Genomic DNA, 15,674 nt, shown 5'->3' on the forward strand with positions numbered 1-15,674 from the left:
TGCTATTTAACCAAAAAGGGAGCTTTAAGCTCCCTTTTTTGATGTGCGCTGCGACTAGGACCCTAGTCTGCGATGAGGTCGTAGTTGGTACGAAGTATGTCTATAATTTCTTGCTTTGGATTACTGCTTAATTCAATCTTGCGACCAGTGATTTTCTCTGCGATACCAACATATGTTTTGGAAACATCCATAAGCGCGGATAGGGGAAGTTCGTTGTCGGCTGCAAGTGCTTCACGCTCTGGCATACGCTCTTTGTTTAAAAGGATATCAGGATCAGGGAAGTGGTTTAGCAGGAACTGGCGGAAGCCTTCTTTTGAGTTCTCAACAATATCGCCTTCTTGATACGCTTTAGTATCCCAAATGCGGGAAGAATCCGGTGTTCCAACCTCGTCCATATAGATGAGCTTTTCTTCGCCTTTTGAATCGGTAACGTAGCCGAATTCAAATTTGGTATCAACAAACGTTTGATCGATAGCTTCCAAAGCGTTACTGATGACGGAGAAGCCTTCTTTAAGAAGTTTTTCATAGCCATCGATGTCGGCTGCATTCGTAAAATTAAACGCTGCAAAGTTGTCGCTAATGTTGTCGCGTGTGATGTTTACATCATCTGCTTCAGGGACGCCAGGGATACCACGTAAGATACCTTTTGTTGAAGGCGTAATTAGGACGTCATCCAGTTTAGAGTCTTTCTTTAAGCCTTCAGGTAAAGTGATACCACAGAATTCGCGCTCACCCTTCTCATAAGCACGCCACATAGAACCGGTAATGTATTGGCGACAGATAGCTTCGATCATTACAGGTTTTGCTTTTTGAACGATCCAGACAAATGGATGAGGAATATCTAGAATGTGGCTATCCGCTAAACCATTATCCTTAAACAATTGGAACCAGTGATTAGAAATCGCGTTGAGTGCGGCGCCTTTGCCAGGAACGCCCCTTAAGTTCCCTTCACCTCGCCATATACAATCAAAGGCAGAAATGCGATCACTGATAACCATAATGGCTAACGGTGCATCTTCTGCTACATCGTAGCCTTTGTCTTTGATTAGGCGGCGGCTATCCTCTTCGGTCAACCAATAAACCGAACGAACCTTGCCGCTATGAACAGGCTTATCAGTGCGGATTGGTAGATCATCGTTTACAGCTAGAACTTGATCAGCGAGACTCATGGAGACATTCCTATCTAATGTTGTGTCGTAAAAAGTGCGACGATTATGGGGGAGTGGTAATACTCTTTGCTGCACGCATCATACCAGAACTATTCTATGCTGCCAGAAAAATAGCAAACGTTTGCGCAATTTTTATATAAGTTGTCTAAAGAGAGGATAAAAAATACGGTAAGTACTATTGAACAAGTACTTACCGTCATTAAAAAGGGGATTACATGATTAACTTAACGAGTGGTCGGAATTTGGATTAATGTAAATAACTGTCTTTACCAAGAAAGATGACTTCGCATTGATAGTCAGCGGCCAATCCTTGAAGTTGATTTTGTTCTGTTAGAGAGAAGTCACCATTTGCGATAACAGCACACGCGTTACCTGAGCGAATAGCTTTTTTGACAACCTGATACTGCGATAAATGCAATGAAGCCTTCATCTGAACCATATGGTTACCTAGTTTATGAAAATGCATGATTTGTCCCACTGAAGGGCGAGGACATTCTGCTGTCAACAAAATCCACTGTGGCTTAGAAGCCAATTGCGAAACCTTTTCGAGTACATCATCCTGAATTCGACGAAGCTGTTGTGACGTTCCTTGATCATCAAAAACTCGGTATTGGTTTGGGACATTGTATTGTGAGTGAATTGTATTGTTGAGCAACATAACCCTGTTCCTTTATACATGCTGTATGTGTATACAGTAGTTTTTGGGCGTAAAAAGATCAAGCACTTTTTGCATAAAAAAACGACAAAAGAAACTAAGTTGTTGATATTTAATTGTTAAAATTTCTATTGGAATGGGCGGAAATCTCATACTTTTTCGTTTTACACAGGTATAAGCTAACAACTACTGTATAAGAATACTGTATAGAGCAATGGTTTTTACTGGGTGACAATAGATAAGGATATTGAGAAACAAAAACGCCTCTCTAAGAGAGGCGCGGTTCCTTTAGGATTGAGCTGACGATCGGTTTCTAAATTCGATTTCTGCTTGATTGAACTGCTTAACGTCCATAATGGCGAAACTCAGACACTTTTCACATGAGTGGTGACATAGGCCGTCTATATACTCATGCTTGGTCACAAAACTTGGCGTTTGGCACCAATCACAGAAACCTTCGATAGTGAATGTATGCATTTTTACTCCCCACCCTTATTTGTTCGGGTGTTATTATCGGGACGTATTATGACATAAAATTGCATGCAATGTTAAATAAATGTTTCTTAATTTGTTTCAAATGTTTTTCAAGATCGCGATTTTCTGAGAAATTGGTATATCAATGGATCTTTTGTGTGGCTTTTAGATGCTCCACGATGGCTTTGAAAGCAAGGTTTAATTGCCTCATTTCATCATCACTACCTTGAGCATCAGGGTGATAAATACGGCACAACTGCTTATAGCGTGCTTTTACTTGCTTTGGTGTTAAGTTGTTAATTTGTCCTTGAGTGAAGCCAAAACGAAGGTAAGCATCATTAAGTGCAGAAGTTGTTGAACTAGATGCTGTGGATGATGCTCTTTTCTGAAGACTTGCAGCGTTCTTAAGTTGTAATTTGAGCTTAGTGATCAGGTCTTGTTGTTGAGAGAGCCTTGTTTTCATTTCTTGAATCGATGAGCGGCGGTGTTGGCTTGCCATATTGAATCTCTTGAAAAAGATCAATGCGGCGAAGCAAGCGCTCAATAGAATTGAGATATAGATTAGATGTAATGACCAGTTTATGCTTGGGGTAGTTGGTACTGAGTTAGATGTTGTTAGGCTCTTCTGTGTAATTGTGACAGATTGCTCTTGCTGCTTAAGCGCGGCAATTTGCTTTAACTGATGAGCATCGAATTGTTTTTTCAAAGCGAGCGCGTATTCGGCGTCAAACTCGGTTGATTGGATTCTTGCGAGGCCATACCAAAGCACGGCTTGATCTTCGTTGGCAATGTCGATATTAAAATCGCGGTAAAGCCGAGCTATTTTTCCGTAAGTAGAAGGGTCGCCTTCAGCGGCGAGCTTCGTATAGAGCAAAACGGCTTTTGCAGGATTGGATTTTATACCGCGTCCATATTCTAGTGCTTGTGCGTAATTATAGGTTGCTGCGCGATGTCCGTTTTCGCTCGCTTGTTGATACCAGTGAGCCGCTAAACTGAGATCTCTGCGAACGCCTTCACCAGTCTCATATGCCAGTCCTAGACGGTACTGAGCTTCAGCATTGTTAAGTTGTGCTTGTTGTTCAAGCTGTGCAATGGAGGCGAGAGAGGAGAATGAAAGTAACAAAGCGATAAAGACAAACAGTAACTTGGAGCATGTCTTTGCCAAGTTGATCCTCATATTTATCGCTCTCCTTGTTGTGTGGTCTTGCTATTTCAGCATCTTTGGTGCTTGAGCGCCGTCTATCGGACGATTAACCGATACTTTTCGACCTTTTTTTAGCCCAACTTCGTAGTCAGCGGTGATATTTTTCATCGCTTCTTTTAGCTGCTGTTTGAATGTCTCTCTATCGATGTTTTTGAACTCTTTATCGATATAGTTATTAATTTTATTTGCCGATTCATCATCAGGGGCAATAACAGGCAGTTTTTCTAGCGCGCCTTCTATCCACCCGGAGACAAACGAATTAACACGCTTTGTCACTTCTGTATTTGAAGTCCCAGAACCTGCGAAGCTATTTCTAAATTGACCCGTTTGCTCATTCATCTCACGATAAATGATATCAAAAGCAAAAGCTGCAAAGATGGCCCGGTCAGCTTCGCCGATAAACTCAACTCGCTTTAGGCCTTTATGGTTGAGTAAAACAGCTTCGACGCCAAATTTGGTATTGATGCCTCGGATTACGCGCAGTAACGTAGAACTTATCGTTGTAGGCAGTAAGTGCGTCGATTGTGTTTTACCCATCTTAATAAACTCAATATCGTCCTTATCTAGGCCGTATTTGAGCATGAGGCGGTGTGCCATTTTTATGGCATTGGCTGCTTCATTGACGTTCGCTGAGTTACCTAATTCTAAGCACTTAGCAATCTTTTTGAGGGCTTTCTGTTTATCCATCGACAATCTGAGTTCTCTGTACCGCGAAAGAAAAAGGGCACTATTTTAACGATTTTCGGCTAAAAGGGGAAGGCTAAAAGGGGAAGGGTGGGACTCTAAGCGGTAACTAGAGCCCCAAAAGAATTCGTAGAGCCGCCGCTTAAATACCTAGTTCATCGAGCAAATCTTGATTGTCGTTTTCTGGTTTGGTGTCTGTACGCTGTTTTTTGGCTGCGATGGCTTGCTCAATAATGGTATCTGGGCATTCGTCTGGTTGAACCTCAAACTCTTCCATTTGAATAAACTCGGTTTTGTCCATAGCAAATTCAAGATAAAAAATGTTGTTATTAGCTGTAGAGAAAGTAACTCGACGGGCTTGAGGTCGTTCTAAGTTTGTGTCGACTGACAGAACCACTTGCTTGTTGATCGATAACATTTTCGGTTGGTTTTGGGTAATGTTGGTCTGCAGTTCTTTGCGAACTTTGTTGGTGAAGTCGCCAACAAGCTGATTCATGAGTTCGCCGAGGACATCGCCAACTTCATCTGCATTGTGGTGAATTGCGAGCTCTTCCTCAGGCATACCCATGTGACGCATATAATTGCTGTAAACTTCAAGTGCTGCTTGTGAAGTGAAATTAATAACCACTAAACCCGAGAAACCGCCATCAAAGAGGACGAAGCAACCAAAGTCAGGTTTTAACGTGGTTTTGGTGATTTTCTGAACCATTGCTGAGTATGTCACACTTGATTGTGTCGCAGAGGTCAAAACAGTTGAAACGGACTGGCAGAGTTTTAACAGAATATCTTCGGTGGTGATTACTTTGGTTTTTTTCATTATTGATTACTTCGTTTAATCATTTCTTCCGTGGTTAAAGGAGTGTGTCACGAAGCAAACCTCTTGAAAAGGCATAAACCATAGTCAATCGCTATGACTTTCCGATTTGATCACATTTTTAATTGTTGTAAAGTGTCCAATACCTATAAAATCTATTCGGTTTCAGCTACGTACAATAATTAAAAGCGCGTTTATTTAAACGACCATGCGACTAAGTAGGTGAACTTTTTATTTTACATACACTCCTTTGCTGAGCGGATCAGCAGAATTAGGGGCAGGAAGCTAAATGTTACCAAGATTACACTCTCAAACCGACATTAACCCCACCGTACTGGTTTATCTGAAACAGCTTGAGGCTGAAGGGTTTACCGGGGATATCGAAACTCAATATTCGAGTCGCCTTGCCGTTGCAACGGACAACAGCGTTTACCAAAAATTACCGCAAGCGGTAGTGCATCCAAAAACTACGGCCGATGTACAGCTTATAGGTAAACTTGCTAATCAAGAAAAATTCGCGGCTATTGCGTTTTCTCCGAGAGGCGGCGGCACAGGGACTAACGGGCAGTCCTTGACGTCAGGCATTGTTGTCGATTTATCCCGACATATGAACCAGGTCCTTGAGATTAATGAACAAGAAGGGTGGGTAAGAGTTCAAACTGGTATTGTAAAGGATGCGCTAAATGATGCCGTGCGTCCTTATGGTTTTTTCTTTTCCCCAGATCTTTCTACCAGTAATCGTGCGACGCTGGGTGGAATGGTCAATACCGATGCGTCCGGTCAGGGCTCATTAAAGTACGGTAAGACATCGGATCACGTGCTATCGCTGCAAGCGGTGTTTGCTGACGGTTCGCTTTTGGAAAGTGACGGCTCATTGAATCAGCTAGAGCAAGACAGTTTCGCTGCCAATGCATTGCAGGTTGCTGAACAGGTATGTAAGCAAAACCGCGTACTGATTGACGAAAAGTTTCCACCGTTAAATCGCTTCTTAACCGGCTATGATCTAAAAAACGCTTATGATCCAAAGACAGAGAGTTTCAATGCTACGCGAATTCTTTGTGGTGCAGAAGGTTCACTGGCATTTATCACTGAAGCTAAGCTGAATCTTACGCCGATCCCTAAAGCTCGTACTCTCATCAACGTCAAGTACAACAGTTTTGATGCTGCATTGAGAAATGCTCCCTTCATGGTTGAAGCAAATGCATTATCTGTGGAAACAGTTGATTCACGCGTATTGAATCTGGCCAAGCAGGATATTGTTTGGCATACAGTGAGCGACCTCATTAGCGATGTACCAGGCAAAGAAATGCAGGGTATCAATATGGTTGAGTACGCGGGGCAAGATGAAGAAGAGGTGACCCAAGCGGTAGCGGCTTTAACTAAGAGTCTAGATAAGAAACTGAAGACAGAGCAGGACGGTATCATTGGTTACCAAGTGACCAGCGACGTTGCTAGTCTTGGACGCATTTACAATATGCGTAAGAAAGCGGTTGGCCTCTTGGGTGCCGTGAAAGGCAGCGCGAAACCTATTGCGTTTGCAGAGGATACTTGTGTGCCACCGGAGAACTTGGCTGACTTTATTGCCGAGTTTCGCGATTTACTCGATGGGCACGGGTTGAATTATGGCATGTTTGGTCATGTGGATGCAGGTGTGCTTCATGTAAGGCCTGCGCTTGATATGTGCGACCCTGACCAAGAATCGTTGATGCATCAAATCTCAGATGAAGTCGTCAAGCTTGTCGCCAAGTATGGCGGTCTTATGTGGGGGGAGCACGGGAAAGGTTTCCGTTCTGAATATGGCCCTGATTTTTTCGGTGAGCAACTGTTTAATGAACTCAGACGCATTAAAGCCGCGTGTGACCCGTTGAACAAAATGAACCCCGGTAAGATATGTACTCCGTTAGAGAGTACGGATGAGCTCGTTAAAGTCTCGGATACCAAGCGAGGAACATACGACAGACAGATCCCGATTGAAGTTCGTGATAGTTTTGCCCAAGCAATGGAATGTAACGGTAATGGTCTGTGCTTTAACTATGACACCGCTTCGCCTATGTGTCCTTCTATGAAAGTTACCGCAGACCGACGCCATTCACCAAAGGGTAGGGCTGGCTTAGTGCGCGAGTGGTTAAGACAGCTATCGGAACAGGGTTTCGACGTTCTTGAGTTAGAGACCAATATTAATCGCTCAAATAGTGCGAAAGGGTTAATTGAGAAGTGGCGTAATACATTTAATAAACGTCATGAATATGATTTTTCCCACGAAGTATATGATGCCATGAATGGTTGCCTCGCTTGTAAAGCGTGTGCTAGCCAATGTCCAATAAAGGTTGATGTGCCAAGCTTCAGAGCTCGATTCCTAAACCTTTATTACTCTAGATATCAAAGACCTGCCAAAGATTATTTAGTGGCAAATATCGAGACACTACTGCCATATATGGCCAAATTCCCCAAAGTGGTCAATTTTGGATTGAACCAGAGAGTTGTTCAGACGCTCACCGAGAAAACAGTTGGCTACATTGACGCGCCGCTTCTTTCTGTTCCTACTCTCAAACAACGTTTGAAATCGCAACCTGTTGCTCAGTTTAGCCTGGAGCAGTTACAGGCTATTCCTGCGGGTCAACGCAGTGACTATGTATGCATCGTCCAAGATCCTTTTACTAGTTTCTACGACGCTGAAGTGGTCGAAGATTTTGCCAAACTAATACTCAAAATGGGTAAGAAACCGGTGTTGTTACCTTTTAAGCCCAATGGCAAAGCCGCTCACATTAAAGGGTTTTTAAGTCAGTTTGCAAAAGGGGCAAAATCAACGGCTGATTTCTTAACACAGGTGGCTCAGTTGAACATCCCATTGGTTGGAGTCGATCCCGCCTTAGTGTTGTGCTACCGCGATGAATATGTAGAGATTCTTAAAGAGGAACGTGGGACATTTAATGTGTTAACCGCGCACGAATGGCTCATGCCTTTGGTACGAGATAAAGACGCTCTTGAGATGGTGGATGAAGCAGATTGGTATTTGTTTGCACACTGTACAGAGAAAACCAAGATGCCTAATGCGGAAAAAGAGTGGGGCGCTATTTTCCATCATTTCGGCGGTCGACTAACAACAGTACCTGTAGGCTGTTGTGGTATGGCAGGAACGTTTGGGCATGAATCAGACAAGTTGCAAATGTCGAAAGATATTTATGGCTTAAGTTGGCAGCCAAATTTAGACAAGTTGCCAAAAGAGCGCTGCCTAGTCACAGGTTATTCGTGTCGAAGTCAGGTAAAAAGGTTTGAAGATGTGAAGGTCAACCATCCTGTACAGGCTCTGCTACAACTACTGAACTAACTCTTAGAAGCGCCCCAAATTGGGGCGCTTCTATTATTGATAAAGGAATAATCAATGAAAGCGTTTGAACTAAAAATCCCCCCAGTACTGTTGTTTATCCTGTTTGCTGTTTCGATGTATGCACTAGCTGCTATTGATAACGGCTGGCTATATATACATATTCCGCTTAAGTCGATTTGGGTTACAGCACTGTTTGTTTTTAGTGGTTACATGGGTATTTCAGGCGTGCTTGAGTTTAAGAAGGCTAAAACAACGGTTGATCCAACTAAGCCGACTAAAGCAAGTAGTGTGGTCGACACTGGTATTTTTTCGAAAACTCGAAACCCGATGTATGTTGCTTTATTTACGTTGTTATTGTCTTGGGGCTTCTGGTTAGAAGATGGGTTGAGCCTGTTCTTGTCGATGTTTTTTATACCGTATATGAACCGTTTTCAGATTAAACCCGAGGAGCGGGCGATGGAAAAAATATTTGGTGATGATTATCTTTCGTATAAATCGAAAGTAAGGCGTTGGATATAGAATTGCAAATGATATTTATTTGCAATTGATTCTAATTTACATTTAAATGGTTGTCGGTATTGTGGACTGGAACTATTTAGCGATGAATATTGAGGCGTGTTGGAATCGTTTTTTAAAAGCAGAACAATTAGTAGAACAAGGTCATTGGCCAGAGGCTTACCATCTTTTTGATGAAGTTTTGCACCACCTTCCTCAACATATTTATGCTGCTCTTGATGATACAAGTATAAAGCCTTGTCAGTTTGCCTGCATGTTGACCGGTTTATATGACGCAGCGGTATCACAGTCTGCTATTTTTAATCAATTAGGAAAGCGACACCAAGCGTTTGATGTACTAAACAATGCTCATGCTACTTTTCAATTCCTTTCAATTGAGCAAACTTCCCTGATACATAGTGTCAGAGAAGTATTGGACAAACAAAGTAATGCGTTGCTCGACAAAATCGCTAATTTTTGCTGCTGCCAAAGAAACGCCACTTGGATGCTTGAGCTCGAGCATGTGCAAAAAGCACATTACTATTTCGATAGCTTAAAGCAATACCGAGATATTCAATCAGCTTCTATAACGCTCAACTAGTGAAAAATGCGTGCATAACAAACCAAAAAGCCTCGACATAAGTCGAGGCTTTGAATGTTCATTTTTGCTTTTACTTTTGATTAGGCCGCGTTGTTGAACTGCTCAAGAAAATAGGTCTTTCTTTCGTTGAAACGTGATACTAGGTCATCAACTGCATCGTTGTCATAAGGTTTAAGACCACTTGCAACCATTCGCTTAATGCCTTTGCCCACAACAAGCCCGTCTTCTTTAAATGCAAAGTTCAACGTAACCACACCGCGCTTACCTTCTACATCAAAAGTTGCGCCAGTGAACTCGACTTCAGGGTGGGTGAGGTTCAGGTGTTCAAATTCCACTTCCATGCTCTCGTAAATAACTAGAGGGCGCTGGCAGTTGATCATCATCTGTTGCTCTTGCATGAGCGGAACCATGATGTGAGGGAAATTCATACCAGAGAATTGAACATAGTTAGTGACTACGTGTTCGATAAACTCTTGGTTGTGGCTTGTCTCACCATCGTGAGTCATCTGAAGGTATTCTTTGCCAGTTTGATCTACAACGGTACTTTCTGTTTCGCCCTTTTCTACAACGTTTAGAGCGACGCCATCGCTGACCATCCCTGAGAAATCAAAGCGCATTTTCTGACTGATTCCTTCTTTTTGCAGTAATACTGCAAACAGTAGATCGCCAGGAACACAGAAACGCTTGTTGTCTTCGTCATGGATAGGGTTAAAGTCGCCCGCTACTTTTTTCGCAAAGTGGCTTGCTTGTTGGCGTGTGAACTCGAATTGTTCGTTGTTAGTAGAAACGTAAGGAGCTAGAAACATAATACTCTTAGATTAAACTCAATTGTCACGAATTATATATGAGTAATTGGCTTTAATGGTCCATCCAGTATGTGATATGACACGAATTTTGCTTTTCTTTCTGAAACTCAGCTAGTGTGTGAGTAATAATTCTCTGATAACTGGTCCGGCATTGTGAAAAAAACTTCAACTTTTTGCTTGTTTGATGCTGAGTAATATCTAAGCCCTCGTAAGGATGTGCACGATGAGTGGCACAGTAACAGATAGCTAAGGCATACCAATCCAATATAGGCTCTATGTTACCGACCGCGTCTATTTGCTGTGGTGGAGAGTATGACGGTGAATAGTGGCGAAAAGGCAGTGTTTCCAATGAACTACCAATTTTAATAGCCATTGAAAGATCAATTAGCGTAGCTTGTCCATTAGGTCCAATGACGATATTGCTGGGCTTGATATCACCGTGCACGTAACCTGCACGATGCAAAGCTAGGATTTGCTGCTCAATATCATGATGCCAACTTAAAGGTGTGGTATGGCTTCGCGCGAGTTGACTCAATGTTTCGCCTTCTATCCAAGCCGTTAGGAGTAGGTGAGTCTCATCTAAAGAGATCAGAGATTGCCGCGGTGACACATCTTGTGGGGAAATGAGCGCAGTTAGTTCGACTTCAAGTTGTAGCTGTTTTTTAGCGGTTATGCCTCGACCTAAACGGCCTCTCAAATGACCGAACTTTGTTGAGTGGCACTCAAAAACATGGTCTGAATGCCATTCAATATTTTCAGGTTGAACTTCAAGGACTGATGCTATGAGTGATAGTCCTTGTTGATCATGTCTAAACTCAACTCGAAACATCGTTATATATTTTCAGGTAACTTAAATTGAGTAAAGAAATTGGGTGTAAATGGGTTTACTTGACCTTGCGTCTTCACCGAAATACGAATTTGCTCGCCTTTGTTGCCAATGGAAATCTCCGCGCCTTGATTATCCGCCTTAACTAATTGTGAGTTGATAAGCTTAAACCAGTTCCAGTTACCACTGAAATTGGACTGGGACAACGATGTCACGCTGTCTTTAAGTTCAATATTAAGGTTATCCTCTGCCTGTTGCTCTCCATCCCAACTGATGGACTTCCACAGGGTTGGCCCATGCCGGTAGGTGAACAGTGGTTGATCGCTATAAATCATAAATTCTGTCGCTTTTGGACTCATTGTTAAGGCTTTCATTTGGAACTTAACCGAAACATTGTCTGGTGATGCCAAAAATAGCGCGCTGCGTATTTGATTAGCAACATCAACCATATCCCAAACTTCCTGTGTGATCTCTAACCCAGAACGAGGAAGCAGACCGGGAAGGTAAGGGCTTCCTTCTGTGCCTTGTAAGAAGGAGTTTAAGTATTTTTTATTGAAAGCCTCAAAAGCACCACTCGAAGAAAAGAACGCTTTTACGTCAGCAACACTTGCGTCAGTTTCTGCATTTTTGCTGAATGGGTAGTAACTGGCTAAGCTCGACTGGAATGTGGTTAGTACTGAGTTTTTCCACTGCAGGTTCAAATGCTGATGCGCCAGTGATAAAACAGCATCATTGCTAAGTTGAGTAATCGCATCAGACAAATTCTTAGTCATAGTGGGTTGAGTTGAGGCAATGAGTTGTATAGCGGCTATCGGGTTGGAACTTTGTAATGGCTTTGCCAACGTGTCATAAGCGAGTTTGCGAGCATCCTCAGCTTGATAGAAAGTATCAAGGTAAGCTTTCGCGGCTTTGACTGTAGCTAGCCATTGGTCTACTGGTTTTGGTGCGTCATTTACCGAGCTGACATAGCTATGAAAATCGGAAAAACTGACATTAATCAGTCTCATTGCTTCCAGTTGATCTTGGTCAACCGGTGTCTGTTCTTTTTCGGCGGCTTTCTCGTCTTTCGCTGGCTCTACTGGCTCTATGTTTATCGTCGTATATTTACTGACCGTATTATAATAATTTTGGATCGGGTTATCTCCCGCGTTGGTCAATAATGTTAGAAGGCGACTGAGTTCAGTGTCATCTTTAACCGGATTGACGACGATGTTATTGGTGAAGTCTTTCCAATAGTTGATGTAATCATTTTTATAGAGTTGGCGTAGGTCTCGACTAATCCGATACATTTCCAATGCGCTCGGAGCTTCGCCAGCAACACCTGCGTAGGCTGATAAAGCTTCCTTGATAATAGGGGAGTCTACGGAAAGATCTAACTCGGTAAATCCACTCGGGGTATAGATATGGGGTACAAGGTAACCTACAAAGCCAGCAGTAAATGAATAGACTTGAGAGTAGTTGCTACCGAGCTCTGAGCGAATATCTATTCGATTGGCGTATTTGGTTTGACTCTTAATATGTTGATAAAGCAGCGTTTCAATACCCGTTTGATTAATGACTTTACGAGCCAGTTGCTCCAAATCAGTATTAGATTCCAGAGGTATCAAATGATTAGCGAAGGCATCATCAAGTAAGCTAGTCAATTGATTGAGAGTACTCGTTGTACCTACTCCTTGATCCTCCAGAGATTGAACAAAATAGGCTCTCAGCTCCTCGGTATTGTTCTTGTTAGGAGTAAATAGCAAACGATAACTATTGAGCAATGAAAGTGTTGTTGCTTGCTCTTCAAGGTTTACGTATACGAATAAGTCATTGGCCAACGACTTTTCTAAAGAAGGCATCAACACGGCTTGTAACTCGGTGATATAGGCTACTTCGACTTCTGGCTTAATAGTGTAAGAAGGCATGAATGGTAAGACGTACCAAGGTTCTGGCTTGTTATAAAGTTCGTAGATCTTGCGAAGTGAATAAAGGTTAGGAATATTGTCTGCAAGATTTTCCACATCATAAGGTGACGCGGTAATGGCTTCTTTGTAGCGCTCTAGAAGAGCATCTGCGCGAGCTTCTCGCTGGCTTTGGAAGTCGAAATCAAATTTGATGATTGTGAGTATTGCAATTAGTAATAAAGCGCATAGGAGTGTATAAGTGGTTTGCATGGTCAGCAACCAGTTTTCTTTGTTCTTATTTACTCCTACAAGCATGTGTTCAGGGATCAAAACATGAGTCATAAGATGCTGGGCAAAAAGTACTTGCTGAACTGGTTGACTAGATTTTGGATGATAGAACTCATGACCTAAGTCGTTACTGATTGTTGCGGCTAGTGCATCGACGTTCTTACTGTCGCTTCCTTCATGAGTGAAGAAAAAGCCACGGAACATCAAGCCATCACCCAGCTGATTGACGCCAAATATACGGTTTAGTTGTAGCCACAAGTTTTGTTTTAACAGTCCAAATTGAAGTGGAGCCGCGGCGATAGACTTCCGGTAGTCTAGGTTTAGCTGCCCTGAGAGGGCACTTGTCATATTGGCAATCAGTTGACCTATCAAGGCATCATAAGCATGATCATACCAGTCTGCGTCAATGCCACCGTGTTCTCTAAATGGCATCATTGAGCCAAATGCATCTTCACGCTTTGCGTCTTCAAAACCAGAGAAGTATTGGCAGAAGTCACTGATGCTGCTGCTGTGAGTGATAATGCTGTACACCGGAATAGACAAACCAAAGGTTCGATTCAATCGCGTTAAATCGGCTTTTATCTGATCCGCTCTCATCTTTATGGCTTCTTTTTGCCCTAGTAATGCGTCAGCATTGGTTGCTAGCAGTAATCCGTTGAGGGCCTGTCTAGGACGCCATTTTTTCAAGCAGTTGTAGAGTGTCTTGAGGTATTCTGGGTGTTGGTCCTCTCCTTGGCTAACCGATATAACCAACGAGTGTTCGCTGAGCCAGAAAAGAATAGGGAACTCGATATCATTGCCAAACTCGTCCACTTGGTAAGCTTCGTAGCCCATTTGAGTAATGACATTGAAATCGTTTTGCGGTTTGTCACTGAACCAAAGATAGACGGGCAAATCATAACGACTCTGTAGTCTCTTGTTTGTCTTCTGAACTTTAAGTACGTTTTGAAAGTGTTTTTGCAGTAACTGACATCGTCTAGTAACAAGCTCTTTCTTTTTATTCTCATCAGGGTCGCTAGGTTTATTGTTCTTTCGGCTAAACCAATAGACGAAGATACCAAGGATGCCAGATAGAATGATGCAAAGAGCAATCGCTATGACGAGGTAGGTCTTAAGTGCTGGCGTAAACCACACAGTTACCAAAAGTAATATACAAAGTAAAAATCCGGAGGAAATACCGCTGATTAATGGCTTTGCAGTTGTCTTCTGTTTTTTTCCATCTGCCATGTCTATTTTCTTCCCTGAAAACTGTCTTTAGATCGTTATTGTTTTTTGTTTGTCTTGATCACAATTGAATCAATATTTTGGTTATCTTTGAGCCATTTTTGGGTTTGAATCGCTTGCGAACGATCCTCAACATCAACAACTACTCTAAAATACTGTTTATAACCATCGACTCGAGGCTCGTACTTGCTGGCACTCAAACGCTCAATAAACAGTTGTGCATTTTGTTCATTTGAGAAGGTGGCGAGTTGAACTAACCAGAGTTTAGAGTCGCTACTGATTGGAGAGGCGGCAACACGCGGACTCTGTTGAGCCTCTACTCGACTTCCTCTAATAGGAGGGGATGAAAGGTCGCTATCGCTTGAAATAAATACAATATCATTAACTTGCCCAGACAGAATATATCGCTGGCTGAAATCTGGCAGATAAGTAAAATCTCGGGATCGTTGTGGTAGAGTTTTACTATACCAGAAGTAGGTGAGGGCTAACGTTGAGCCGATAAGTGTAGCAAACAGCAAGCTGATAACGGCATAGCGCTTTTTGCGGCTAGGGCGGCGGACTTTAGGGTGTGGCACGCGTGTTTGACAGTGAATGCGAGTCGATTGGCGGTATTGACTTAATATCTGTTCTAGCTGGTGGATAAAGCGTTTAAGCTGTTCAGAACCTTGTGAGTGATACTGCCCTTTGAATCCAATACTCAAGAAAAGATAGATGATCTCGATAAGGTCGATCATTTTATTGGGTTGTCTTACGGCCTTTTCTGCCACGGAGAAGAACAGCTCACCACCATTTCTCATTCCAAACAGCTCACTGAGAAGTGTTTTGTTTTCCCAGCCGCGCTTTTCACCCCAATCGGTATAGACGATAAATTCGTCAAGAACTACGGCAAATAAGAAGCACAACTTATCGATGACAGCCACGGGATAATTGAGGTGACTCCCCTTGTCCTTGAGATCACTAATCCTCGCTACCAATTGTTCTCTTAGCTCGGCGATATCATCTGGTTCGGGAATACTGTCGATTTTTAATGTCACAGCCAAGAGCTCGGCACTAATATTAATAAGCTGATTTTCTGATTTGTCGAATTGCTTAAGAAACTCCATTTTCCCAGCATCTGGTGTGCGAAATACTGCAGGCTTATCAGAGCTAACTTCTGACAGTTTCTTTTTTGGGTCTTGTTCCCAAATGACGGTCTCTTCATCCAAGTAGTCGAGCATGGA

13 protein-coding genes are annotated in these 15,674 nt (G+C 42.6%); 3 read left to right on the forward strand and 10 right to left on the reverse strand.

Annotated elements, in window-relative coordinates; genetic code table 11:
* Nucleotides 1-62: 62 nt before the first annotated feature.
* From HW45_RS23580 to HW45_RS23600, 6 genes are all read right to left on the reverse strand, one after another.
* A complete protein-coding gene (locus HW45_RS23580; protein WP_038230268.1) occupies nucleotides 63-1,169 on the reverse strand; it encodes a phosphoribosylaminoimidazolesuccinocarboxamide synthase in 1,107 nt (368 codons plus the stop codon).
* A gap of 247 nt (nucleotides 1,170-1,416) precedes the next feature.
* Nucleotides 1,417-1,827: a hypothetical protein gene (locus HW45_RS23585; RefSeq protein WP_038230269.1), complete on the reverse strand. Its 411-nt coding sequence runs from the start codon at nucleotides 1,825-1,827 to the stop codon at nucleotides 1,417-1,419.
* Between the two features lie 285 nt (nucleotides 1,828-2,112).
* Entirely contained in the window at nucleotides 2,113-2,301 is a 189-nt protein-coding gene (locus tag HW45_RS29085) for a hypothetical protein (protein WP_006070780.1), read from the reverse strand.
* 139 nt (nucleotides 2,302-2,440) lie between these two features.
* Nucleotides 2,441-3,475 (reverse strand): J domain-containing protein, encoded by a 1,035-nt coding sequence (locus HW45_RS23590; RefSeq protein WP_038230270.1) that lies wholly within the window; start codon nucleotides 3,473-3,475, stop codon nucleotides 2,441-2,443.
* Nucleotides 3,476-3,505: 30 nt separating this feature from the next.
* On the reverse strand, nucleotides 3,506-4,189 hold the full coding sequence (locus tag HW45_RS23595) for a DUF2786 domain-containing protein (RefSeq protein ID WP_038230272.1): 684 nt from the start codon (nucleotides 4,187-4,189) through the stop codon (nucleotides 3,506-3,508).
* Nucleotides 4,190-4,328: 139 nt separating this feature from the next.
* Nucleotides 4,329-5,003 carry a DUF3334 family protein gene (locus HW45_RS23600; RefSeq protein ID WP_038230274.1) on the reverse strand — a complete coding sequence of 225 codons (675 nt, stop codon included), beginning with the start codon at nucleotides 5,001-5,003 and terminating at the stop codon, nucleotides 4,329-4,331.
* Nucleotides 5,004-5,289: 286 nt separating this feature from the next.
* On the opposite strand from HW45_RS23600, the gene ydiJ reads away from it, so the two are divergent.
* From ydiJ to HW45_RS23615, 3 genes are all read left to right on the forward strand, one after another.
* Entirely contained in the window at nucleotides 5,290-8,328 is a 3,039-nt protein-coding gene (gene ydiJ, locus HW45_RS23605) for a D-2-hydroxyglutarate dehydrogenase YdiJ (RefSeq protein WP_038230277.1), read from the forward strand.
* A 54-nt stretch (nucleotides 8,329-8,382) separates the two neighbouring features.
* A complete protein-coding gene (locus HW45_RS23610; protein ID WP_038230278.1) occupies nucleotides 8,383-8,847 on the forward strand; it encodes a methyltransferase family protein in 465 nt (154 codons plus the stop codon).
* Nucleotides 8,848-8,929: 82 nt separating this feature from the next.
* Complete coding sequence (locus HW45_RS23615) at nucleotides 8,930-9,424, forward strand: hypothetical protein (RefSeq protein ID WP_038230642.1); 495 nt, start codon at nucleotides 8,930-8,932, stop codon at nucleotides 9,422-9,424.
* A gap of 80 nt (nucleotides 9,425-9,504) precedes the next feature.
* Here HW45_RS23615 and HW45_RS23620 read toward each other — a convergent pair whose 3' ends face one another.
* The 4 genes from HW45_RS23620 to icmH are packed head-to-tail and all read right to left on the reverse strand — an operon-like array spanning nucleotide 9,505 to nucleotide 15,671.
* Nucleotides 9,505-10,230 carry a DUF3581 domain-containing protein gene (locus HW45_RS23620; RefSeq protein ID WP_038230280.1) on the reverse strand — a complete coding sequence of 242 codons (726 nt, stop codon included), beginning with the start codon at nucleotides 10,228-10,230 and terminating at the stop codon, nucleotides 9,505-9,507.
* Nucleotides 10,231-10,282: 52 nt separating this feature from the next.
* Entirely contained in the window at nucleotides 10,283-11,059 is a 777-nt protein-coding gene (locus HW45_RS28490) for a protein kinase domain-containing protein (RefSeq protein WP_051868331.1), read from the reverse strand.
* Between the two features lie 2 nt (nucleotides 11,060-11,061).
* On the reverse strand, nucleotides 11,062-14,457 hold the full coding sequence (gene tssM / locus HW45_RS23630) for a type VI secretion system membrane subunit TssM (RefSeq protein WP_038230282.1): 3,396 nt from the start codon (nucleotides 14,455-14,457) through the stop codon (nucleotides 11,062-11,064).
* Nucleotides 14,458-14,492: 35 nt separating this feature from the next.
* The gene (gene icmH / locus HW45_RS23635) at nucleotides 14,493-15,671 is read right to left on the reverse strand and encodes a type IVB secretion system protein IcmH/DotU (RefSeq protein ID WP_038230285.1); all 1,179 of its coding nucleotides are present in this window, start codon (nucleotides 15,669-15,671) and stop codon (nucleotides 14,493-14,495) included.
* Nucleotides 15,672-15,674: the final 3 nt, after the last annotated feature.

The organism is Vibrio sp. ER1A (assembly GCF_000733315.1).
In the GTDB taxonomy this organism is placed as follows: domain Bacteria; phylum Pseudomonadota; class Gammaproteobacteria; order Enterobacterales; family Vibrionaceae; genus Vibrio; species Vibrio mediterranei.